Raw genomic sequence first — 19,463 nt, forward strand, 5'->3', positions numbered from 1 at the left:
GTCGCCGTCATGCAATGCCCCAAATGCGAGCACCCGCGAGGCGCCGGGGACACCACCTGCGGCGGCTGCGGGCTGGTCTTTCACAAGTACGAAGCCTACCTGGAGCGCCAGCGCGAGCTGCGGGAAAATCAGACGCCGCCGGGCCCGGACGGCGCCGAGCGCCTGAAAGCGTTTTTCCAGAGCCTGCTGGTGCCACCGGATACCCTCTACCGTTACCCGGCCCTGTACGCGCTGCTCTGGGTGGGTCTGGTGGTGTGGGGCTGGAGCTACATCACACAGAGCCTCCACCAGCTCGGTTACCAGCCCGCCTTCCTGCACAACGTGAACCTGCCGTTCCACGAAGCCGGGCACGTGATCTTCGGCCTTTTCGGCCAGTTCATCGGTTCCCTGGGCGGCACCCTGGGGCAACTGCTGGTGCCGGTGATTTGCGGCATCGCCCTGCTGCGGCGCCACGACACCTTCGGCGCCAGCGTCTGCCTGTGGTGGTTCGGCGAGAACTTCCTCGACATCGCGCCCTACATGGCCGACGCCCGTGCCGGCGAGCTGCCGCTACTGGGCGGCAACTACGGCAAGTCCTCCCCCTACGGCTTCCATGATTGGGAATTCATTCTCGGCGAGACCGGGCTGCTGGCCTGGGACAAGACGCTGGCGGCGCTGACGCTGAACAGCGGCCGGGCGATCATGGTGCTGGCCATGGTGTGGGGCGCCTGGCTGCTATGGCGGGGCTGGCGCCGACAGCGCGGCTGACCTCAGGAGGCGATGGCGACCACGCCGCGGCCGCGGTCCTTGGCCTGGTACAGCGCCTGGTCGGCGCGGCGCAGGGTGCGCCGCCAGTCGTCGTCGGTGAGCTCCGCGAACCCCATGCTGGCGCCGATGCGCAGGTCCTCGTTGTCGCCGGCGGGGATGCTTTCGAACGCCTCCAGCAGGCGCCGGGCGATGGAGTCCGCCGCGTCCGGGTTGGCGTCCGCCAGAAACACCACGAACTCGTCGCCGCCCCAGCGGCAGGCGATGTCGCCGTCGCGCATGGTGTGGTCGATGCGCTGCGCCACGGCGCGCAGCAAGGCATCGCCCCGGGTGTGGCCGAAGCGGTCGTTAACGACCTTGAAATGATCCAGGTCGATGAACAGCAGGCCGCCCCGGGCGTGGGGGCCGAGGCCGTCCAGATGGCTTTCCAGAAAGGCGCGGTTGAACAGCCCTGAAAGCGGGTCACGGGTGGCCTTGTCCGCCAGGTGCCGCAGCTGGTGGTCGGTCTCGGTGCGCTCGCTGAGCGTGCGCGAGTAATGAATCACCATCGCCGCCAGCGCCGCCACCTGGAACGCCACGAACCCCGGCGTCAGCGCGCTCAGCGGCAGCAGCTCCACGCCCATCTCGCGCAGGGCGTCGTGCACCCCGGTGAGAAACACCAGCACGAAGCCGATCACCGTCAGCCACCAGGCCAGGGTGCCACCGGTGCGCCGGGCGCGGCGCACCATCCGCCAGTTGGTGTAGCTGAACGCCACCATGCACAGCACGAAGAAGGGCGCGCCGGCGGCGCCGTAATCCGCGAACACCTGGCTGCCCTCGATGGTGGGCCGGTTGCTGGCGATGATCAGCGCCGGATGATCCACCCACAGCACGCTGGCCAGCAGAGCGCCGGCCAGGTAAATCGCCGCCAGCCGCCAGCGCGGCTCGTGCCGGCGGCGCAGCACCCGGTGCATGCAGATCAGCGCCGCCAGCCCCATCACCACCGCGCTCAGCGCCACGCGGTAGGGCGTCATCACCGCGTCCAGGTCGCCGGTCACGGCGTCGATCCGCGAGGTCAGATCGCCGGCGATGTACACCGTGGCGCACAGGTTGGCCAGGGCGAACTGCAGCGCCGCCGGCGCCTCCCGGTCGCGGTACAGATACAGCGCCAGGGTGAACACACTCAGCAGCAGCAACAACGCCACGGCCGCGCCGGTGGCCATGATGTTCAGCCAAAGCGTCCAGGTATCCGTCCCGGCGCCGGCCAGGAAGGTGGAAGCAGAGTGTTCAGGCATGGTTTCCGGGGCGACTAAAAAATGAGCGGCAAGAATACCAAAAACACCCGTCAAAACCGTTGTTTCTTCGTTTCAGCTTATTCGGGACACGTCTCTGTGGCTTTGGGCTCTTTACCAAGCGGCTTTTGCTTTCTCCGGGTGGCCAGGGCTAAGCTCCTGAGAAAAATGAGGGCCTCACCATGACCACCGGAACCTTTCGCCTGCTGCTCGTGCTCTGGGCGGCGCTGTTCGCGCTGCTGTTCGTTGTGATCGTGATTCCGCCGCTGATCGGTGACCCGGATCTGCTCGCCGCCATCAGTGCCGGTTTCGTCAATCCCTATGCCACCGGCTATTCCCTGGACACCATCATGTGCTGGGTGGTGCTCACCACCTGGGTGGCTTACGAAGCGAAGGCCCGGCCGGTAAAACACGGCTGGATCGCGCCGCTGCTGGGGCTGGTGCCCGGCGTCGCCACCGGCTTCGCCGTCTACCTGCTGTTGCGGCTCAATTCAGGCACCAATAAGTGATTACACCGCTTCTCTACATCGCCGCCGCCCTGGCGGAAATCGCCGGCTGCTTTTCGGTCTGGGCCTGGTGGCGGCTGGAGAAAACGCCGCTGTGGCTGGTGCCCGGCCTGGTCAGCCTGGCGCTGTTCGCCTGGCTGCTCAGTCTCGTCGACACCGACTATGCCGGCCGCGCCTACGCCGCCTACGGCGGCGTCTATATCGTTATGTCGCTGCTCTGGTTGTGGCTGGTGGAGCAGCGCGCCCCCGACCGCTGGGACCTGCTCGGCGCCGGAATCTGCCTCGTCGGCGCCGGCGTCATTTTGTTCGGCCCGCGCGGCGCCTAACGCAACCCCAGCACCCATTCCCGCACCGCCGCGATGGCGGGTTCGCGCAGCCGTTCTTCCGGGTACACCAGGTGGAAGGGCTTGGCGTGCAGATCCGGCCCGAACGGCTGTACCAGCCGGCCGCTGGCCAGTTCGTCGGCGATCAGCGCCTTGCTCATCAAGGCAATGCCCTGACCGTCCAGGGCGGCGGTGATGGTGTGGGTCTCGTCGGAGAACACCAGGCCGGCGCCCATGTCCAGGTCGGGCACCCGCGCCAGCTTTTGCCAGGTCGTCCAGCTCAGCAGGGCGCCGGAATGGCTGGGCGGCTGGTAGTGCAGCAGGGTGTGCCGGTGCAGATCGTCGTGCCGGGTGATGCCCAGGGTCGGGCTGCAGGCGGGGACAAAGACGTTATCGAACAGCTTCTCCGACACCAGCCCGGGCCAGTGGCCGTCCCCGTAGCGGATCGCCATGTCGGCGGCGACGCCGTCCAGCGCCACCAGGTCGTGGGAGATCCGCAGGTTCAGATTCAGTTGCGGGTGGCGGTCACGCAGCAGGCACACCCAGGGCAGCAGAAAACGCCCGGCCACCGCCGGGATGGTGGACAGCGTGACGGTCTGGTGGCCCGGGTCGTGGCGCAGCCGGGCCACCGTTTCCGCGAGGGTATCGAACGCCTCGCTGGACGCCGTCAGCAGGGTCTGGCCGGCGCCGGTGAGCACCAGCTGGCGCGGTTTGCGCACGAACAGGGCCACGCCCAGGTAGTCCTCCAGTTGCCGCAGTTGGTGGCTGATGGCGGTGGGGGTCACCGACAGTTCCTGGGCGGCGGCTTTGGCGCTGCGGTGGCGGGCCGCCGCCTCGAAGGCGCGCAGGGCGGACAGGGAGGGCAGTTTGCGGGCGCTCATGGGGTGCCTTATGGATGAGTTTTATTTTGCCTTCACGGCAAGAATTCATCGTTTGTCGCGGCTTTAAGCCTCCGGTTTCATGGGAAGCCTGTCAAGCAGGAGTGAGATCAGCTCACCTGCAAGCCAACCCTGACCGGAGACAATGCCATGACCCGCTTATTGCACCTCGACGCCAGCCCCCGCCCCGGACGTTCCGGCACCCACGAGCACGGCTCGCACAGCCGGCGGCTGAGCCACCACTTCATCGAGCACTGGAAAGCCGCCCGGCCGCGGGATGCGGTGACGCGCCGGGATCTGGGCGTCCGGCCGCCTTCGCTGCTGAACGTGGAGTGGATCGAAGCCGCCTTTACGCCGTCGACGCAGCGCCCCGCCGCCCTGCAGCAGGTGCTGGCGGAGAGCGACAGCCTGGTGGACGAGGTGATCCAGTCCGACGTGCTGGTGCTGGGCGTGCCGCTGTACAACTACAGCTACCCGGCGGCGTTCAAGGCCTGGATCGACCAGATTGTGCGCGTGGAGCGCACCATCTATTTCGATCCGGCCAACATCGATCACCCGGTGGGCCCGCTGCTCAACGACCGGCCGCGCCACGCGGTGATTCTGTCGTCCCGGGGCGGGTTCGGCCTGGGCGCCGGCGGCCCGCTGGCGCACCTGAACCATCTGGAAGCCAGCGTGCGCACCGCGCTGGAACTGATTGGCATCGAGCACTTCCATGAGATCGCCATTGAGTACCAGGAGGAGGGCGGCGAGCGGCTGGACGCGTCGGTACGCGACGCCCTGGCCGAGGTGGAGCGGCTGGTGGCCCGGCTGCAGCGGGACGCTTTCCCCGTGCCGCGGGCGGTATCCGCGTGATGCCGGGGCCCCGGCGTTTGGTTTACACTGTAAGCCTTTGCCGTCCGGCCCTGTGCCCGCAGACCATGGAGCGCCCCGTTGCCCAAGAAGCCGAAAACCGACCAGGAGATCGCCGCCTTCCGCGAGCGCGTCTGCGAGGTGGCCACGGAACTGTTCGTGGAGCGCGGACCGGATAACGTCACCATGCGGCAGATCGCCGCCGGGGTGGGCGTCAGCCCGATGACGCCGTACCGCTATTTCCAGGACAAGGACGAGATTCTCGCCACCGTGCGCGCCGCCGCGCTGGACCGCTTCGCCGCCGCTTTGGAGGCGGGGCTGGCCCAGGGCAGCGACGCCCGCGAGCGCGCCCGCGCCATCGGCGACGCCTATGTGCGCTTCGCCACCGAGCATCCGGCGGCCTACCAGCTGATGTCGGAGATCTCCCAGGTCGACGAGAGCCGCTACCCGGAGCTGGTGCGCGCCAGCCGCCGCGCCCGGGAGACCATGGTCGGCTATGTGCGTGATATGATCCGCGAAGGGATGATGGACGGCGACGCCGACCTGATCGGCTATATGTTCTGGTCCACCCTGCACGGCATCGTGGTGCTGGACATGGCCGGGCGGCTGGGCGGCGAGATCGACGCGGACACCCTGCGCAAGAAAACCATGCGCACCCTGCTGGCGGGCATGGCGGTGTCGCCGCCGCGCCGCGACGACGAATCCTGACCGAATCGCTCACCGGCGGACGCCAGCCGATGTCAGGAGCGCTTGATTTTATAAAATGTACGTTGTAAATATTTGCCTTCCGAACCGGACGCCGTGCCAGAGCACGATCCCCGGTTTATCCGAATTCGAAAGATTTACAAAGTAAACGTCACCCACTTAACAGGAATCGCCATGTCTCTGCCCCCGGAAATCGCCAAACGCCTGCGGCTGCCCGTGATCTGCTCGCCGCTGTTCATCATTTCCAACCCGGACCTGACCATCGCCCAGTGCAAGGCCGGGGTGGTGGGCTCGTTCCCGTCGCTGAACGCACGGCCGCTGTCGCAGCTGGACGAATGGCTGGCGCGCATCACCGAGGAATTGGCCGCCTGGGACCGGGAGCACCCGGACCAGCCGTCCGCGCCGTTCGCGGTGAACCAGATCGTGCACAAGACCAACGACCGTCTGGAGAAAGACCTGGAGCTGTGCGAGAAGTACAAGGTGCCGATGGTGATCACCTCCCTGGGCGCCCGTGAAGAGCTCAACCAGGCGGTGCACGGCTGGGGCGGCACGGTGATGCACGACATCATCAACGACCGCTTCGCCCGCAAGGCCATCGAGAAGGGCGCCGACGGCCTGATCGCGGTGGCGTCCGGCGCCGGGGGCCACGCCGGCCAGCTGTCGCCGTTCGCGCTGATTCAGGAAATCCGCCAGTGGTTCGACGGCCCGCTGGCCCTGTCCGGCTCCATCGCCAGCGGCTCCTCGGTGCTGGCGGCCCAGGCCATGGGCGCGGACCTGGCCTATATCGGCTCGATGTTCATCGCCAGTGAGGAGGCCAACGCGGATCAGGCCTACAAGCAGATGATCGTCGACAGCAAGGCCACCGATATCGTCTACAGCAACCTGTTCACCGGCGTGCACGGCAACTACCTGGCGCCGTCCATCGCCAAGGCCGGTCTGGACCCGGCCAACCTGCCGGAAAGCGACCCGTCGGCGATGAATTTCGGCTCCGGCGGCAGTTCCAAGGCCAAGGCCTGGAAAGACATCTGGGGCTGCGGCCAGGGCATCGGCGTGGTGGACGCGGTGCGCCCGGCGGCCAATATCGTCGACCAGCTCGCCGACGAGTACCACGCCGCCGCCAAGGCGCTGGACGCCAAGCGCTACTAACGCTTGTAACGCGCTCTCAGGGAGCGCGCGCCGGCCGCTAAAGACGCCGGGCCAGGGCTTCCCTGGGCCGGCGTACTTTTTTCTGGCCCGCCTGACGGTCGTTGTCGGTGTCCCGGTAGCCCAGGCCCATCAGCGCCACGCTGCGCAGCCCCTGCTCGCGCAGGCCCAGCAGCTGGTCCAGCCCGGGCGGATCGAAGCCCTCCATGGGCGAGGCGTCGACCCGCTCCATGGCGGCCGCCGCCAGGGCCATGCCCAGCCCCAGGTACGCCTGGCGGGCGGCCCATTGGAAGCCCTCTTCCTCGGAGGCGAAACCGGCCACCTTGCCTTTCACGGTCTTTTCCAGACCGGCCAGCTTGTCCCGGGGCTGGCCGCGCTCCTCGGCGATCAGATTCACCATGTCCTCGACCTGGGCCTCGGTGACCGGGCTCCAGGCGGCGAAAATGATCAGGTGCGAGCACTCGGTGATCTGCGGCTGGTTCATCGCCACCGGCGCGATGCGCTGGCGCAGCGCCAGCGGTTCGGCGACCAGCAGGGTGTAGGGCTGCAGGCCGAAGGACGACGGCGCCAGCCGGGCCGCCTCCAGAATCCGCTCCACTTTCTCCTCGGGGATTTTTTCCCCGGTCATGCGTTTGGTGGCGTAGCGCCAGTTGAGGGCGTCTTCAAGCGTCATGGGGACTCCAGTGTCGAAACAGTGCCGGTTCGCGGGTAAGCCGTTATCCTCTCCGGTATCGAGGCACAGCGTCCACACCCGCAACACGGAGAAAGATCGTGCAATCCTACACCGGAAGCTGCCTGTGCGGCGGCATCGCCTTTGAAGTCCGCGGCCCCCTGGCGCCGATTCAGGTATGCCATTGCCAGCAGTGCCGCAAGGCCCAGGGCGCCCCCTTCGCCACCAACACGCCGGTGGAGGAAGCGGCCTTTGAGCTGCTGAGCGGTCGCCAGCTGATCACCGAGTACGAGTCCTCGCCGGGCAAGTTCCGCGCCTTCTGCGGGCGCTGCGGCTCGCCGGTCTACAGCCGCAAGGCCGACCTACCCGGCGTGCTGCGGATCCGCGCCGGGCTGTTCAACGAGCCCCTGGAGGCGCGCCCGGTGTTTCACGCCTACACCGGCTCCAAGGCCAACTGGTGGCCGATTCTGGACGATCTGCCGCGGTTCGCTGAAGCCTGGAAGCCGGAACCGACCCTCCGCTAATACACAAGCTGCCTGGAAGAGAAGAACAGTGATTTTGATTTACGGCATCAAGGAACGGCTCAATCCCATCAAGGGCAGGCTGTCGGACGTGATCCACGGCAGCATGCGTGACGTATTGGGCATGCCCGAGGACAAGCGCGCGCATCGCTTCATTCCCATGGAAGCGGTCGATTTTTATTACCCGGGCGGACGCAGCGACGCCTATACGGTTATCGAGATCAATATGATGGCCGGGCGACGCCCGGAAACCCAGAAAACGCTGATCAAGACGCTGTTTGAGCGTATCGAAACGGAATTGGGTATTCGGCCGGTGGATGTGGAGATCACGCTGCACGAACAGCCGCCCCATTGCTGGGGGTTTCGTGGCATGACCGGCGACGAGGCCGCCGATTTGAAGTACCAGGTGAAGGTTTAGATGCCCTATGGAATCGATGGCGCCCTATTTGGAAAGCAGCGATTGGATCGACTGGCGTAACCCGGCAGTCCAGGCGGCCGCGGCGCGTTTAAAAGGGGACAGTGATGATCCGGTGGTGATTGCGGAAAAGTGCTTTTTGTTCGTGCGCGATGAGATTCGCCATAGCTGGGACTTCCGCCTCAACCCGGTGACCTGCAGGGCCTCGGACGTGCTGGCGCACGGTACCGGCTATTGTTACGCCAAGAGCCACCTGCTGGCGGCGTTGCTGCGTGCCAACGGCATTCCCGCGGGCTTGTGCTATCAGCGCCTGACCGTGACCGACCGGCCTCCGTTTTGCCTGCACGGCTTGAACGCGGTCTATTTGGCGCCGTTTGGCTGGTACCGCGTCGACGCCAGGGGCAACAAGCCCGGGATCGAGGCGGCGTTCCGTCCGCCGGAGGAGAAGCTGGCTTTTCCCCTGCTCGTTGACGGAGAGGCCGATCTGCCCGGCGTCCATGCCCGGCCGTTGCCGGAGGTAGTGAGCACGCTGACGCAGCACGAGACCTGGGACGCCGTGGCCGAGAGCCTGCCGGACCGGCCGACGGCAGGTTTGGACTGAAATCCCCCGGGCGTTTATCATTGCGCTCCTGCTTTTTCCGCGCGCCGGGCGGTTTTCCGCACGCTTGGCCGGTTCCACCGGTGCCCGTATCCGCATCACACAGAGGTAAGCCATGTTCACAGGCATCATCGAGGCCCAGGGCCATGTGGCGGCGCTGACGCCCAGTGGCGGCGACGTGACGCTGCGTATCCACAGCGACGAGCTGGATTTCGGCGACGTGAAGCTGGGTGACTCGATCGCCGTCAACGGCGTCTGCCTGACGGTCACCGCCCTGGCCGGCGGCGACAGCTTCAGCGCCGATGTCTCCGGCGAAACCCTGTCGCTGACCTCCCTGAAGCAGCTCAAGAGCGGCAGCCGGGTGAACCTGGAGAAGGCGATGACGCCCTCCACGCGCATGGGCGGGCACCTGGTGAGCGGCCATGTGGACGGCCTTGGCACGGTCAAGGCGATGACCCCGGACGCCCGCTCGGTGCGCATCGACATCGAGGCGCCGGCGGAGCTGGCCCGCTACATCGCCCAGAAGGGCTCGATCACCGTGGACGGCATCAGCCTGACGGTGAACAGCGTGGACGGCGCGCTGTTCTCGCTGAACATCATTCCCCACACCCAGGACGTCACCACCATCCAGGATTGGAAACCGGGGACGCCAGTGAACCTGGAAGTTGATATCATTGCGCGCTATCTGGAGCGGCTGCTGCTCGGCGAGCGCGCCGCCCGGCCCGGTTCGGAGGGCGTGTCCATGTCGTTCCTGGCCGAGCACGGTTTTCTGAAGTAGCTCGCGGCGGTGGCCCGAGGGCGCGCAAACACCGGCACGCGCGGCGTGCATTAAAAGGTAGGTTTCATGCAACTCAACAGCATTGAAGAACTGATCGAGGACATCCGTCAGGGCAAGATGGTGATCCTGATGGACGACGAGGACCGGGAAAACGAAGGCGACCTGGTGATGGCCGCCGAACACGTGACTCCCGAGGCGATCAACTTCATGGCCCGTTTCGGGCGCGGCCTGATCTGCATGCCGATGTCCAAGGAGCGTTGCGAGCAGCTGGATCTGCCGCTGATGGTGCGCGCCAACGGCAGCGGCTTCGGCACCAAGTTCACCGTCTCCATCGAGGCCCGCGAGGGCGTCACCACCGGCATTTCCGCCGCCGACCGGGCGCGCACCGTGCAGGCCGCCGCCGCCAAGCACGCCAAGGCGTCGGACATCGTCCAGCCGGGGCATATTTTCCCGCTGATGGCGGAGCCGGGCGGCGTGCTGCGCCGCGCCGGGCACACCGAGGCGTCCTGCGATCTGGCGGTGATGGCCGGCTGTGAGGCCGCCGGCGTGATCTGCGAAGTGATGAACGAGGACGGCTCCATGGCGCGCCGCCCGGACCTGGAGAGCTTCGCCCAGGAGCACGGCATCAAGATCGGCACCATCGCCGACCTGATTCAGTACCGCGCGCTCAACGAACAGACCATCGAGCCGGTGTCCGAGCACCCGCTGGACACCTGGTACGGTGAATTCCGGCTGGTGGCGTTCCGCGACACCGTCGACGGCCATGTGCACATCGCCCTGGTCAAAGGCGAGGTGCACGAGGATAAGGAAGTGACGGTGCGGGTGCACCAGGTGGACCCGCTGCGCGATCTGATGAGCGCCAAGCTCAACGGCCGCACCGGCTGGAACATGCACCGGGTGCTGGAAGCGGTGGCCGACGCGGAAACCGGGGTGGTGATCATCCTCGGCCAGGACGAGGACTCCGAGCCCACCCTGGACCGCCTGCAGGCGTTTTTCGACGGCACCGCCAACAAGCCCAAGGGCGAGTCGCGCACTTATCGCAACATCGGCACCGGCTCTCAGATTCTCAAGGCGCTGGGCGTGCGCAAGATGCGCCTGCTCAGCTCACCGATGAAATTCAACGCGCTTTCCGGTTTCGACCTGGAGATCGTCGAATACGTGGAAGCGGACGGCTAAGGAAAAACACATGCACGATATCAAAACCTTCGAAGGCACTCTGAACAACGTGGGCGGCCGTTACGCCCTGGTGGTGGCGCGTTTCAACAGCTTTGTGGTGGAAGCGCTGCTGGCCGGCGCGGTGGACACCCTGGTGCGCCACGGCGTGGCCCGCGATGACATTGAGATCATCCGCGTGCCCGGCGCCTGGGAGCTGCCGGTGGCGGTGAAGAAGATCCTGGAAAAGCGCGACTACGACGCGGTGATCGCGCTGGGCGCGGTGATCCGGGGCGGCACCGCCCACTTCGAGTACGTGGCCGGTGAGGCCGCCAAGGGCATCGCCGCGGTGCAGAACGACACCGGCGTGCCGGTGGCCTTCGGTGTGCTCACCGTGGAGTCCATCGAGCAGGCGATCGAGCGCAGCGGCACCAAGGCCGGCAATAAAGGCGCCGAGGCCGCGATGTCCGCTCTGGAAATGGTTTCTCTGTTCAAGGCGCTTTAATGACCCAGTCCGCCGTACCGTCTTCCCCCGCCGCGCGCCGCAAGGCGCGCCGCTACGCGTTGCAGGCGCTGTACCAGTGGCAGCTTGCCGGCGCCACGCTGAGCGATATCGAGGCCCAGTTCCTGGCCGCCAACGATATGCAGAAGGTGGACCGCACCTATTTCCACGACCTGCTGCACGGCGTGCCCGCCGAAGTGACCGGCCTGGACGAGGCATTGCGCCCGTTCCTGGATCGCCGGGTGGAGGAGCTGTCCCAGGTGGAGAAGGCGCTGCTGCGCATCGGCGCCTTCGAGCTCAAGGAGCGTCTGGATGTGCCCTATCGGGTGGTGATCAACGAAAGCATCGAGCTGGCCAAGGTGTTTGGCGCCGACGACTCCTTCAAGTACGTTAACGGCGTGCTGGACAAACTGGCGCGGCGGCTGCGTTCCGCCGAAACCGCCCACCGCCCCGCCGCGTCCCGGCAGGCCCCGGACGACGATGGAGCGGACAAGGACTGACCGTGGCATAACAAAGGGAGCGTTTGATTATGGATGAATTCGCTCTGATAGAACGCTACTTCCGCCGCCCGGACCAGCCGCCGGGCGATGGCGTGGTGCTGGGCCCCGGCGACGACGCGGCCCTGCTGCTCCCGCCCGCCGGCGACGAGCTGGTAATGACCCTGGACACCAGCCTTGGCGGCCATCACTTCCCCGACGACCTGCCCGCCGCCGATGTGGGCCATCGCTGCCTGGCGGTGAATCTGTCCGATCTCTATGCCATGGGCGCCCGCCCGCTGTGGTTCCTGCTGTCGGTGACGCTGCCGGAGGCCGACGAGGCCTGGCTGGCCTGCTTCGCCCAGGGCATGTTCGATCTGGCGGACCGGGCCGGCATCGCGCTGGTCGGCGGTGACGTTACCCGTGGGCCTTTGAGCGTGAGCATCCAGGCCACCGGCGCGGTGACGCCGGGCCGCGCGTTGCGCCGCGACGGCGCCCGCGCCGGCCAGCGCCTGGTGATCGGCGGCGTGCCCGGGCAGGGCGGTCTGGGGTTGCGTCACTGGCAGGCCGGCGAGCGCGCCACGGTGAGCGCCCGCCACCTGGCCCGGCCCGCTTTCCCGCTGGACCTGGGCGCCGCCCTGGCCGGTCGGGCAGGGGCCGCCATCGACGTCTCCGACGGCCTGTTGCAGGACCTGGGGCATATCCTCAAGGCGAGCGGCGGGCTGGGCGCGGAGCTGGATCTGGCGACGCTGCCGGTGAACGAGGAGCTGGCGGCCCTGGACGAGGCGGACCGTTACCCGTTGCAGCTCACCGGCGGTGACGACTACTGCTTGCTGTTCACCTGGCCGGACGCCCGGCCCCTGCCGCCGGGAACCAGCGACATCGGCATGATCACCGAGAAGGGGCCGATTCTGCTGCGTTACCCGGACGGCCGCACCGAGCCCGCCCGGCCGGGGGGCTGGCGGCACTTTTAGTCGGGCCGGGCAGGCCGGGTCAGGCGCGGTGGGGCAGGGCGTCGTGCAGATGCTTCAGGCGCCGGCGCACGCTGGCTTCGATGCCGACGGCGTCCAGGCCGTGCTCGGCGAGCAGCGCGTCCCGCTTGCCGTGGTGGATAAAGTGGTCCGGCAGGCCCAGGTTGAGCACCGGCACCACCACGCCTTCGTCGATCAGCAGCTCGTTGACCGCTGAACCGGCGCCGCCCATGCGCTGGTGGTCTTCCAGAGTCACCACCAGGTCATGGCGGGCGGCGGCGTCCAGCACCGCGCCCCGGTCCAGCGGCTTCACCCAGCGCATATCGATCACCGTGGCGTCGAGTTTCTCGGCGGCCTCCAGGGCCGCCGGCACCAGCGCGCCGAAGGCGAGCAGGGCGACGTCGCCCTTGCCCTGGCGTAGCGTGCGGCTTTCGCCCACCGGCAGGGCGGTCATGGTGTCTTCGATTTTGGCGCCGGGGCCGGTGCCGCGCGGGTAGCGCACCGCCGCCGGGCCCTCGTGCAGCCAGGCGGTGTAGAGCAGCTGCCGGCACTCGTTCTCGTCCGACGGCGCCGCCACGATCATGTTCGGCACGGTGCGCAGGTAGGCGAGGTCGAACACGCCGCCGTGGGTGGCGCCGTCCTCGCCCACCAGGCCGGCCCGGTCGATGCCGAAGGTCACATCCAGGTCCTGCAGCGCCACGTCATGGATCAGCTGGTCGTAGGCGCGCTGCAGGAAGGTGGAGTAGATCGCCACCACCGGTTTGCGGCCTTCGCAGGCCATGCCGCCGGCCAGCGTCAGGGCGTGCTGCTCGCAGATCGCCACGTCGTGGTAGCGCTCCGGGAAACGGCGCGCGAAATCCACCATGCCGGAGCCTTCGCACATGGCCGGGGTGATGCCGATCAGGCGCGGGTCCTGCTTGGCCAGGTCGCACAGCCACTGGCCGAACACTTCCTGGTACTTGGGGCTCTTCGGTTTGGCCGGCTTGGCCACTTCCACTTTCGCCTTGGGCTCGATCTTGTTGATCGCGTGGTAGCCCACCGGGTCCGCTTCCGCCGGGCCGAAGCCCTTGCCCTTGGTGGTGTAGACGTGCAGCAGTTGCGGCCCTTCCAGGTCGCGCATGGTCTCCAGGGTGGCGGTCAGCTCGTCGATGTCGTGGCCGTCGATGGGGCCGATGTAGTTGAAGCCGATCGCCTCGAACAGCATGTCCGGGCTGACCATGTTCTTCATGCTTTCTTCGGTGCGGCGCACGAAGTCCCAGGCCGCCGGCATGGCGGAGAGCACTTTCTTGCCGCCTTCGCGCAGGGCGATGTAGGTCTTGGACGACCAGATGCGCGCGAAGTAGTTGGCCAGCCCGCCCACGTTATGGCCGATCGACATGGTGTTGTCGTTGAGAATCACCAGCAGGTTGGCGCGGGTGTGGGCGGCGTGGCTCATGGCTTCGAAGGCCTGGCCGGCGGTCATGGCGCCGTCGCCGATCACCGCCACGGTGCGGCGCTTGTCGCCGGCCTGCTCGGCGCCCAGGGCCATGCCCAGCGCGGCGCTGATCGAGGTGGACGAGTGGCCCACCCCGAAGGTGTCGAATTCCGACTCGGTGCGTTTCGGGAAGCCGGACAGGCCGTGCTGCTGCCGCACGGTGAGAATCTCGTCGCGGCGGCCGGTGAGAATCTTATGCGGGTAGCACTGGTGGCCCACGTCCCACACCAGCCGGTCGTGGGGGGTGTCGAACAGGTAATGCAGGGCCACGGTCAGTTCCACCACGCCGAGGCCGGCGCCGAAGTGCCCGCCGGCGCGACCCACGGCGTAGAGCAGGTAGGCGCGCAGTTCGTCCACCATCTGCTCAAGGTCCGTTTCGGGCAGTCGCCGCAGGTCCGCCGGCGCGCCTATGCGGTCCAGCAACGGCGTGTGGGGGCGGGTCAGCGGAATGTCGGTAAACGTCTTTTGCATTGGTTGGGAGCCTGAATCAGTCGGCGTCGGCTTGGCAAGGGGAGGGCATTATAACGGTCCTTGGGGTCCACCGTCAGTGATTGCGCCGGAGGGCCTGTTCACACTACTTGCATCACGCCTGCTGGATGCCCTTTTTGCCGCAACAGGCGTGATGCAAGTAGTGTGAACAGGCCCTAGTGGGAACGCTGCACGATGTAGTCCGCCAATTGTTGCAGCGGCCCGGCGGCGTCGCCGTAGCCGGCGAGGGCGGCGCGGGCCTGCCGGCACAGGGCCTGGGCGCGCTCGCGGCTGGCCTGCAGGCCGAGCAGGGCCGGGAAGGTGCTTTTGCCGTGCTTCTCGTCGGACTTGCTGGGTTTGCCGAGCTGTTCGGTGTCCATGGTCACGTCGAGGATGTCGTCCTGGATCTGGAACGCCAGGCCGATGGCGTCGCCGTAGGCGGTCAGGTTGCGCGCCAGCTCGGCGTCCGGGCGGCCGGCGGCCAGGTAGCCCAGGGTCAGGCTGGCGGTGATCAGGCGGCCGGTTTTCAGGTAATGCATGCGTTCCAGGGCGGCCACGTCCTGCAGCTGGCCGTGGGCGGCCATGTCCTGCATCTGCCCGGCGGCCATGCCGGTGCCGCCGGCGGCCTGGGTGAGGGCGCGCACCATGCCGACGCGGGCGCCGTCCGGGTAGTCGCCGGCGCGGCTGAGCAGCTCGAAGGCGAAGGTGTGCAGGGTGTCCCCGGCGAGGATCGCGGTGGCTTCGTCGAAGGCGCGGTGGCAGGTGGGCTGGCCCCGGCGCAGATCGTCGTCGTCCATCGCCGGCAGGTCGTCGTGGACCAGGGAATAGGCGTGGATCAGCTCCACCGCCACCGCCGGCACGTCGGCCTGTTCCAGGCTGCCGCCGGCGAGCCGGCAGGCGGCGTACACCAGCATCGGGCGGATCCGCTTGCCGCCGGCCAGGGCCGCATAGCGCATCGCTTCGGCGAGGCGCGGGGCGTCGCTGGCCGCGGGGTCGGGCAGATGGTCGCGCAGCGCCTGGTCGAGCCGCGCGCGCACGGTGGCGTTGAGCGGGTCCAGGGCGTTGAGGTTACTGGTCATCGCGGCCTTCGAACGGCACCGGCTCGGCTTGCGGGTCCTGCTCCAGCAGGATGCGCACCTTCTGCTCCGCCTGGCTCAGCGCCTGCTGGCACTCGCGGGTCAGTTTGACGCCCTGCTCGAACGCCTGCAGGGACTCTTCCAGGGTCAACTCACCGGATTCCATTCGTTCCACAAGGGCTTCCAGGCTGTCCAGGGATTGTTCCAGTTGCGGGGTCTTTTTGGCCATGTGTGCGATAACCTCGGGTGACCTCGTGGGATGGCCGGCGCAACATACTTCAGCACCGCCGGGGGGTCAATTGGGGCGGCCGCCGGCCCTGGCTTCAGGCGCCGGGCGGCCCGTCGTACTTCTTCGCGCCCAGGCCGGTGTCGTACCAACCGGCCCGGTCGGCATAGAAGATGTGATCGTTGGGGTCCAGGTCCGGGGTTTGGTCCAGTCCGCCGGCGGGGACGATCACGCCGCTGCCGTCGCGTTTTTCATGGGGCACCATGCTGCCGCACTGGACGCAGAAGGCGCGCGAGAAACTCTTCGCCTCGGGCAGGTCGAAACGGCGCACCTGATCCTGGCCCTGGAGCCATTCCAGCGCGTCGGCGGCGGCGATCAGATTGGCCGCGTGGGCGGTGCCGCTGAAGCGCTGGCAGCGCGAGCAATGACACAGGTGGAACTGGTGAAACGGGCCGCTGATCCGGTAGCGGACCTGGCCGCACAAACAGCCGCCTTCGTAGGTGGTCATCGGCGCAACTCCTGACTCTGGAGGTGTGTGAGTGCTCACAACGGGTGGTGCCGTAATGAGCAGTTCCGGTTGATTCCAAAAGGGTCTAAACACGCCCTTCCGCCTCGCCGGGCGCCGTCCTATAGTGAAATGCCCGCCGGGTCGTCGCAAGCGGCTTCTTCCTCTGATCTCCTTAATCTATGGCGTTTCGCTTGCGGAGCCGGCGGGGCTCTTTCGCCGCTCCGTTTCGGTCTCGCCGCTCGTCCCTTCCCCCGACTTACCATGATTTTACGACCCGACGCTGGCCGTTTTGAGCGGCCCTCTCCTATGCTGATCCATGTTGAAAGCCATTCCCGGCCGCTGGACGCAGGCCGACTCATTCTGCAAGGAGAGCAGCCATGAGCGACAGATCACATTTCCCTCCCCAGCATCAAGACGAGCAGCCGGGCGACGAACACCGGATGACGCCGGAGCCGCAGTACATACGTGATGAATATCGCGGCTCCGATAAGCTTCTCGGGAAGGTGGCATTGATCACCGGCGGCGACAGCGGTATCGGGCGCGCGGTGGCGCTGCATTTCGCCCGCGAGGGCGCGGATTGCGCGCTGGTCTACCTGGAAGAGGAAACCGACGCACGGGAGACCGCTGATCTGGTCGAAGCGGAAGGCCGCCGTTGCGTGTTGATTCGTGGCGATGTCGGCGATCCCACGTTCTGCCATGAGACTGTCGCCCGTACCCTCAATGACCTGGGCTATATTAATATCGTCGTGAATAACGCGGCGGAACAATACGATTGGAAGGAGATCACCGAACTGGAAAACGACCAGCTCGAACGCACCTTCCGCACCAATGTGTTCAGCCATTTCTATCTCACCAAGGCGGCGCTGCCGCACCTGCACGAGGGCGACACGATTATCTCCACGTCCTCGATCAATGCGTTCAAAGGCAACCCCACGCTGCTCGACTACACCGCCACCAAAGGCGCGGTACAGGCGCTGGTGCGTTCGTTCGCGACCGCGCTGATCAGCAAGGGCATCCGCGTTAACGCGGTAGCCCCCGGGCCGATCTGGACGCCGCTGATTCCGGCCAGTTTCGATGAAGAGAAGGTCGCCAAGTTCGGCGGGCAGGTGCCGATGAACCGGGCCGGGCAGCCGTGTGAGGTGGCGCCGGCTTATGTCTATCTGGCGAGCGCCGACAGCTCCTACGTCAGCGGCCAGACCCTGCACGTCAACGGCGGGGTGATCCTTAACACCTGAGCGGCCCATGGGTGCTAGAATCCGCGCCCATGAAACGGATCCTCGCCCCCATGGAGGGTCTGGCGGACTTCTGGGTGCGCCGGGCCCTCACCGATGTCGGCACCTACGACTGGTGTGTCAGCGAGTTCGTGCGCGTCAGCGGCGAGCTGTTGCCTCCCCGTGTCTTCTACCGCTGGTGCCCGGAGCTGCGCGATGGCGCCCGCACCCGTTCCGGCACCCCGGTGCATCTGCAGTTGCTGGGCTCGGACCCGGTGAGCATGGCGGACAACGCCGCCCAGGCGGTGGCACTGGGGGCGCCGGCCATCGACCTCAATTTCGGTTGCCCGGCGAAGATCGTCAACCGCCATGGCGGCGGCGCCATCCTGCTGGATGAGCCGGAGCGGGTGCACGCGGTGACCCGGGCGGTGCGCGCGGCGGTGCCCGAGCACATACCGGTGTCGGTGAAAATGCGGCTCGGCAACGAGCACATGGATCTGGCGCTGGATAACGCTCTGGGCGTGCAGGAGGCCGGCGCCGCCTGGCTCACCGTGCACGGCCGCACCAAGCGGCAGGGTTACCGGCCACCGGCCTATTGGGACCGGATCGGCGCCATCCGTGAGCGGGTCACTCTGCCGGTGATCGCCAACGGCGAAATATGGACCCTCGAGGACGCCCGCCGCTGCCAGGCGGAGAGCGGTTGCCAGGATCTGATGCTGGGGCGCGGCGCGGTGGCCAACCCGTTGCTGACCCGCGAAGTGGCGGGCGGCGAACCCGCCGGCTGGCCGGAAGTGCTGGCGGTATTGCGTGCTTTCGGCGCCGACATCGTCGGCACCGGCAGCGAGGCGCAGCTGTGCGGCCGGGTCAAGCAATGGCTCAGCTACAGCCGCCGGCGCTGGCCGCAAGCGGGGCCGCTGATGGAGTCGGTGAAGCGCGAGACGCGGCTGGCGGATCTGCGCGCCATTCTGGAGCGCGAGTCAGGGGGAAACAACGACGGCCAAGTTGTATCTTTTTAGGCCGGAACCTGCCTTTCCAAAGGCCCTTTCGAGGCCTTTTCCAGCCCTCTCCGAGCCCGGTTTGGGGCCCGGTTCCGGGCAAGCGGCCGCCGCTGTAAGCCCCGCGATGAGCGCTTCTCCGCCATGCCCTCGGCGTCCCCCGCCGCATGTTTTCATTTTTTTAGGGGGGCCTTTAACCTTTTTTCGATCACGACACCGGCATGGTCCGTGCTATCCCTTAAAAGGCGGTTATGTGAACAGGGTTTTGCAGGAGAGCGGAACATGTACGAGGTACACGCTTTTTTCGCCGAGGGTGAGGCGACCAGAGCCATGGAACCGGAATACGAAGCCGGGGAACGCTACGTTCTGATTGTGTTTTGCCGTCGTCCCCGTTACAGCGTCCACGACTTTAAACTAGTGGAAGAAGTCGCCGGGCGTTTCGGCTGGGAAGACGTGCAGGTCTCCCACGGGGGGGTGCTGCAGCCGGAATTTCTCAACGGCGATCTGTGCGATCTTCAGGACAGTTTTATCGAAGCCCTGCACAAGGGCGGCGCGGTGGTGTCGCTGAACGACTGGCTGATGCGCGCGCTTTACGTCCGCTGAACCCGCTCCAGGCCCTTCGACTAAAGTCATACTGTGGCTGAACACACCTTTGTTTACTCTTGAGCCAGCTGGCCCGTGTCAACGCGGGTCCCGTGTTTGTCAGTGCGCAAAGGGGTAAACAAATGAGAGAAGAAAACGCCCGTGCCTACTGGGCCGCTAATCTCAAGCTCATCTTCACCTATCTCATCATCTGGTTCGTAGTGTCCTACGGCTGCGGCATCCTGTTCGTGGATGCACTCAATAACATTCAGTTCTTCGGTTTCAAACTGGGTTTCTGGTTCGCCCAGCAGGGCTCGATCTATGTGTTCCTGGTGTTGATCTGGATGTACGCCTTCACCATGAACAAGCTCGACCGAAAATTCGACGTCCACGAAGAGTGAGCGCCGCGAAAATAACAAAG

At 66.5% G+C, this 19,463-nt stretch carries 25 protein-coding genes; 18 read left to right on the forward strand and 7 right to left on the reverse strand.

All coding sequences use genetic code 11. The features are described 5' to 3' along the window. Positions 1-9: 9 nt before the first annotated feature. On the forward strand, positions 10-747 hold the full coding sequence (locus tag ACMG4O_RS05130; RefSeq protein ID WP_414434543.1) for a TFIIB-type zinc ribbon-containing protein: 738 nt from the start codon (positions 10-12) through the stop codon (positions 745-747). Between the two features lie 2 nt (positions 748-749). On the opposite strand, the gene ACMG4O_RS05135 is transcribed toward ACMG4O_RS05130, so the two are convergent. Then, entirely contained in the window at positions 750-2,018 is a 1,269-nt protein-coding gene (locus ACMG4O_RS05135; RefSeq protein ID WP_414434544.1) for a diguanylate cyclase domain-containing protein, read from the reverse strand. Positions 2,019-2,197: 179 nt separating this feature from the next. Between ACMG4O_RS05135 and ACMG4O_RS05140 the strand changes: the two genes are divergently transcribed. Together ACMG4O_RS05140 and ACMG4O_RS05145 are read left to right on the forward strand one after the other, a co-directional pair. Continuing rightward, positions 2,198-2,524 (forward strand): DUF2834 domain-containing protein, encoded by a 327-nt coding sequence (locus ACMG4O_RS05140; RefSeq protein WP_142947398.1) that lies wholly within the window; start codon positions 2,198-2,200, stop codon positions 2,522-2,524. After that, positions 2,521-2,847: a YnfA family protein gene (locus tag ACMG4O_RS05145; protein WP_221929714.1), complete on the forward strand. Its 327-nt coding sequence runs from the start codon at positions 2,521-2,523 to the stop codon at positions 2,845-2,847. Before ACMG4O_RS05140 ends, ACMG4O_RS05145 begins: the two co-directional genes overlap by 4 nt. On the opposite strand, the gene ACMG4O_RS05150 is transcribed toward ACMG4O_RS05145, so the two are convergent. Beyond that, positions 2,844-3,725, reverse strand: coding sequence for a LysR substrate-binding domain-containing protein (locus tag ACMG4O_RS05150; protein ID WP_414434545.1), 882 nt, complete (start codon positions 3,723-3,725; stop codon positions 2,844-2,846). The genes ACMG4O_RS05145 and ACMG4O_RS05150 overlap by 4 nt on opposite strands. Positions 3,726-3,872: 147 nt before the next feature. Here ACMG4O_RS05150 and ACMG4O_RS05155 point away from each other — a divergent pair, with 147 nt between their 5' ends. From ACMG4O_RS05155 to ACMG4O_RS05165, 3 genes are all read left to right on the forward strand, one after another. Continuing rightward, a complete protein-coding gene (locus tag ACMG4O_RS05155) occupies positions 3,873-4,574 on the forward strand; it encodes an FMN-dependent NADH-azoreductase (RefSeq protein WP_414434546.1) in 702 nt (233 codons plus the stop codon). 78 nt (positions 4,575-4,652) lie between these two features. Further along, complete coding sequence (locus ACMG4O_RS05160) at positions 4,653-5,279, forward strand: TetR/AcrR family transcriptional regulator (protein ID WP_142947395.1); 627 nt, start codon at positions 4,653-4,655, stop codon at positions 5,277-5,279. Between the two features lie 171 nt (positions 5,280-5,450). Further along, entirely contained in the window at positions 5,451-6,422 is a 972-nt protein-coding gene (locus ACMG4O_RS05165) for an NAD(P)H-dependent flavin oxidoreductase (protein WP_142947394.1), read from the forward strand. A 37-nt stretch (positions 6,423-6,459) separates the two neighbouring features. On the opposite strand, the gene ACMG4O_RS05170 is transcribed toward ACMG4O_RS05165, so the two are convergent. Further along, a complete protein-coding gene (locus tag ACMG4O_RS05170; protein WP_414434547.1) occupies positions 6,460-7,092 on the reverse strand; it encodes a nitroreductase family protein in 633 nt (210 codons plus the stop codon). Between the two features lie 98 nt (positions 7,093-7,190). Here ACMG4O_RS05170 and ACMG4O_RS05175 point away from each other — a divergent pair, with 98 nt between their 5' ends. The 8 genes from ACMG4O_RS05175 (at position 7,191) to thiL (ending at position 12,505) form a co-directional block, all read left to right on the forward strand. Then, positions 7,191-7,613, forward strand: coding sequence for a GFA family protein (locus ACMG4O_RS05175; RefSeq protein ID WP_414434548.1), 423 nt, complete (start codon positions 7,191-7,193; stop codon positions 7,611-7,613). 28 nt (positions 7,614-7,641) lie between these two features. After that, positions 7,642-8,028, forward strand: a complete 387-nt coding sequence (locus tag ACMG4O_RS05180) for a tautomerase family protein (protein WP_370212586.1) — start codon at positions 7,642-7,644, stop codon at positions 8,026-8,028. A 16-nt stretch (positions 8,029-8,044) separates the two neighbouring features. Then, entirely contained in the window at positions 8,045-8,626 is a 582-nt protein-coding gene (locus ACMG4O_RS05185; protein ID WP_414434856.1) for a transglutaminase-like domain-containing protein, read from the forward strand. A 112-nt stretch (positions 8,627-8,738) separates the two neighbouring features. Then, positions 8,739-9,401, forward strand: a complete 663-nt coding sequence (locus ACMG4O_RS05190) for a riboflavin synthase (protein WP_142947391.1) — start codon at positions 8,739-8,741, stop codon at positions 9,399-9,401. Between the two features lie 66 nt (positions 9,402-9,467). Beyond that, complete coding sequence (ribBA, locus tag ACMG4O_RS05195) at positions 9,468-10,577, forward strand: bifunctional 3,4-dihydroxy-2-butanone-4-phosphate synthase/GTP cyclohydrolase II (protein WP_142947390.1); 1,110 nt, start codon at positions 9,468-9,470, stop codon at positions 10,575-10,577. Between the two features lie 10 nt (positions 10,578-10,587). Next, complete coding sequence (gene ribE, locus ACMG4O_RS05200; RefSeq protein ID WP_067612907.1) at positions 10,588-11,058, forward strand: 6,7-dimethyl-8-ribityllumazine synthase; 471 nt, start codon at positions 10,588-10,590, stop codon at positions 11,056-11,058. Continuing rightward, positions 11,058-11,555 carry a transcription antitermination factor NusB gene (gene nusB, locus ACMG4O_RS05205; RefSeq protein WP_194855486.1) on the forward strand — a complete coding sequence of 166 codons (498 nt, stop codon included), beginning with the start codon at positions 11,058-11,060 and terminating at the stop codon, positions 11,553-11,555. Before ribE ends, nusB begins: the two co-directional genes overlap by 1 nt. A 29-nt stretch (positions 11,556-11,584) precedes the next feature. After that, positions 11,585-12,505, forward strand: coding sequence for a thiamine-phosphate kinase (thiL, locus tag ACMG4O_RS05210; protein WP_414434549.1), 921 nt, complete (start codon positions 11,585-11,587; stop codon positions 12,503-12,505). 19 nt (positions 12,506-12,524) lie between these two features. On the opposite strand, the gene dxs is transcribed toward thiL, so the two are convergent. The 4 genes from dxs to ACMG4O_RS05230 all read right to left on the reverse strand — a co-directional run bounded on the left by dxs (position 12,525) and on the right by ACMG4O_RS05230 (position 16,254). Then, positions 12,525-14,447, reverse strand: coding sequence for a 1-deoxy-D-xylulose-5-phosphate synthase (dxs, locus tag ACMG4O_RS05215; protein ID WP_414434550.1), 1,923 nt, complete (start codon positions 14,445-14,447; stop codon positions 12,525-12,527). A 173-nt stretch (positions 14,448-14,620) separates the two neighbouring features. Further along, positions 14,621-15,523, reverse strand: coding sequence for a polyprenyl synthetase family protein (locus ACMG4O_RS05220; protein ID WP_194855489.1), 903 nt, complete (start codon positions 15,521-15,523; stop codon positions 14,621-14,623). Then, positions 15,513-15,749, reverse strand: a complete 237-nt coding sequence (locus ACMG4O_RS05225; RefSeq protein WP_067609609.1) for an exodeoxyribonuclease VII small subunit — start codon at positions 15,747-15,749, stop codon at positions 15,513-15,515. The genes ACMG4O_RS05220 and ACMG4O_RS05225 overlap by 11 nt, the downstream gene beginning before the upstream one ends. A 94-nt stretch (positions 15,750-15,843) precedes the next feature. Continuing rightward, positions 15,844-16,254 (reverse strand): GFA family protein, encoded by a 411-nt coding sequence (locus tag ACMG4O_RS05230; protein WP_414434551.1) that lies wholly within the window; start codon positions 16,252-16,254, stop codon positions 15,844-15,846. Between the two features lie 377 nt (positions 16,255-16,631). Between ACMG4O_RS05230 and ACMG4O_RS05235 the strand changes: the two genes are divergently transcribed. The 4 genes from ACMG4O_RS05235 to ACMG4O_RS05250 all read left to right on the forward strand — a co-directional run bounded on the left by ACMG4O_RS05235 (position 16,632) and on the right by ACMG4O_RS05250 (position 19,443). Beyond that, positions 16,632-17,489 (forward strand): SDR family oxidoreductase, encoded by an 858-nt coding sequence (locus tag ACMG4O_RS05235; RefSeq protein WP_414434552.1) that lies wholly within the window; start codon positions 16,632-16,634, stop codon positions 17,487-17,489. Between the two features lie 29 nt (positions 17,490-17,518). Continuing rightward, positions 17,519-18,481 carry a tRNA dihydrouridine synthase gene (locus ACMG4O_RS05240; RefSeq protein ID WP_414434553.1) on the forward strand — a complete coding sequence of 321 codons (963 nt, stop codon included), beginning with the start codon at positions 17,519-17,521 and terminating at the stop codon, positions 18,479-18,481. 261 nt (positions 18,482-18,742) lie between these two features. Then, entirely contained in the window at positions 18,743-19,063 is a 321-nt protein-coding gene (locus ACMG4O_RS05245; RefSeq protein ID WP_067604880.1) for a hypothetical protein, read from the forward strand. Positions 19,064-19,185: 122 nt separating this feature from the next. After that, a complete protein-coding gene (locus ACMG4O_RS05250) occupies positions 19,186-19,443 on the forward strand; it encodes a DUF4212 domain-containing protein (protein ID WP_067609617.1) in 258 nt (85 codons plus the stop codon). Positions 19,444-19,463: the final 20 nt, after the last annotated feature.

Origin of the sequence: Alloalcanivorax venustensis (assembly GCF_047495515.1) — a bacterium.
GTDB lineage: Bacteria > Pseudomonadota > Gammaproteobacteria > Pseudomonadales > Alcanivoracaceae > Alloalcanivorax > Alloalcanivorax venustensis.